The sequence below is a fragment of the Plesiomonas sp. ZOR0011 genome, assembly GCF_000800945.1.
Taxonomy (GTDB): Bacteria; Pseudomonadota; Gammaproteobacteria; order Enterobacterales; family CAMTGL01; genus Plesiomonas; species Plesiomonas shigelloides.
Genome location: NZ_JRKB01000001.1, coordinates 1 through 2,035, shown reverse-complemented (window position 1 = coordinate 2,035; position 2,035 = coordinate 1). Strand labels below are relative to the sequence as shown.

The 2,035-nt window shown below is 46.4% G+C and carries 2 protein-coding genes; one reads left to right on the top strand and one right to left on the bottom strand.

Annotated features, from left to right (window positions below):
• Positions 1-262 (bottom strand): hypothetical protein (locus L975_RS18390; RefSeq protein ID WP_218185537.1); only part of this gene is annotated, 262 nt, incomplete at its 3' end.
• Positions 263-304: 42 nt separating this feature from the next.
• Here L975_RS18390 and L975_RS00005 point away from each other — a divergent pair.
• Complete coding sequence (locus L975_RS00005; RefSeq protein ID WP_052181169.1) at positions 305-1,294, top strand: protein rep; 990 nt, start codon at positions 305-307, stop codon at positions 1,292-1,294.
• The last annotated feature ends 741 nt before the right edge of the window (positions 1,295-2,035 follow it).

Below are 2,035 nucleotides of genomic sequence, written 5' to 3'. Positions count from 1 at the left end.
AAAACACTTGTTTCGGGTGGATGGTTTCACGCAGTGATGCCATCCACCTGATAAGCGGTTTTTGCTGTTTTTTTTGCGTTGCTTTGGGGTTGGTTTTGGCGCGGGTTTTGGGTGAGGCGCGGAGGGGTTTTTCCTTCTCTTGATAATACAGAATGTAAATCGCGGATTGTTTTTCGCTTCTAAGCCAGAGCTGGCAAGGGTTTGAGCGTGTTTTGACAGGACGAAAAAAAACCCGTAATTTGTTGAGTGTCGAGGTCAACAAAACACGGGTATTTCCGTAGCCAACCCATTGGAAGGAAGCTACATGCGTTATCTTATTGAATCTGATCAGAAAATCAATCAAAAGCCGAAAGGCACGCCATTAAAAACCTACAATCAGAAAGACAGCAAGTGGAATGAGAAGCGACTTGCGACAATCAAAATAGTCGGATTATTGCAAAAAGCCGGTAAGCATACGAAGTGGGCCGATCGCATGGATGAGTGCGCTAACTGGCTAGTTTATGCGTTACAGGTATGCCGTGATTCTGGCGAGTTTGAACTAAAATTACGCAACGCGAATTTATGCCATTGCCGTCATTGCTTCATCTGCAACTGGAGGCGATCTCTGATGTATTACGCTAGATTCTTTGAATCACTTCCTAAAATCGCTCAGGAGCATTCAAAGGCTCGTTGGGTACTCCTAACCCTAACAGTTCGGAATATGCCCGTAGAATCGCTTAGAGACGCTCTAAGCGAAATGAATAAGGGTTGGCAGCGGCTCGTAAAGCGGAAAGAGTTTTCTTCGGTGCTCGGTTGGATACGATCAACTGAAGTTACGCAGGAGAAAGATCGCAAAGGATATGCCCACCCTCACTTTCATGTCCTGATGATGGTTCCTCCATCATATTTCACTGGTAAATATTACGTTAAACAGGCGCGGTGGCTTGAGGTTTGGCGCGAGTGCATGTGCGATGAAGGGATTATGAGTGTGGATGTTAAATCGGTGAAAGGTGATTTAAAAGGTGGTGGTGTTGAGGTGCTGAAAACATTGAACTACTCGATTAAGCCTGAGACTGCGGAGCATAGTCCAGAGTGGCTGTTGGAGTATTTCAATCAGGTTCATAAGAAACGATTTCTTGCGACTGGCGGTGTTTTGAAAAATGCACTCAAGAAGATCGATGTCGAAACCACCGAAGAAATGATTTTCACGCAGGATAACCCAAAACCAACAGAGGAACAGACAGAGCAAGAGACCAGGGTGTTTTTTGATTGGGATCGTAATGACATGATGTACAGAGAGAGGGTTAAAAATTGAGTATTCCAGCTCATCCAAAGGTAGGCTCGGTGTTATATCTCTCTTGCATTAATTGTGATTCCGAAGGCGTTAGGCAAGTTAGTGGAGCAAAAGTAAACGCTAAAAACCCAGACGGTTCGACTTGCTATGTGATTAGATTTTCTTGCGCTGAGTGTGGGTATATCAACGGTAGCCTTAGGCCAATTTGGTACAACCTATACTCGACGGGAGTGATTGTTGGTTACGGGTTCGACATTGAAAAAACACTCAAGTTTTACAGTCATCAGGGTGTCGGGACGGAGTCCTGACCAAGGCGTTTTTTGGAGCGTCACCGTGGTGGCGGTTCAACAAAACATACCTTGTCCCCCGCTTTACCAAAATTTACGCTAAACCCTTTCTCCGCAAGGCTTCCATAACATCGAAGATGTAGCGCGCGAGTTGGAACAACTCCTAGGTGCGCCTTTGGTGTTTTTGGTTCTCAGAATCCTTCGATTTATCGAAGGCGCGCTTAGACGTTTCTCTGAAGAGAAACTGCGCGAGATGAAAAAACACACGAACCAAATGACAAGGTATGTTTTGTAGCACCGCCACCCGTGACGGTACTGCAAAACGATCCTGCTCAGGGCTGCGCCCCGATACCCCGCCAACACCTCACGCCGTCAGATTGAAATCTGTCAGCGTTCGCCGTTCCTGAAAACGTCAAACGCTAAATCGTGGGGGCCCCTTTGGGGTTCCGATTTAGTGATTGACGGCGCACGAGAT

Bases quoted from the DNA above. Each gene is read 5' to 3' on its own strand.
- L975_RS00005 (WP_052181169.1), top strand. From the start codon at position 305: ATGCGTTATCTTATTGAATCTGATCAGAAAATCAATCAAAAGCCGAAA.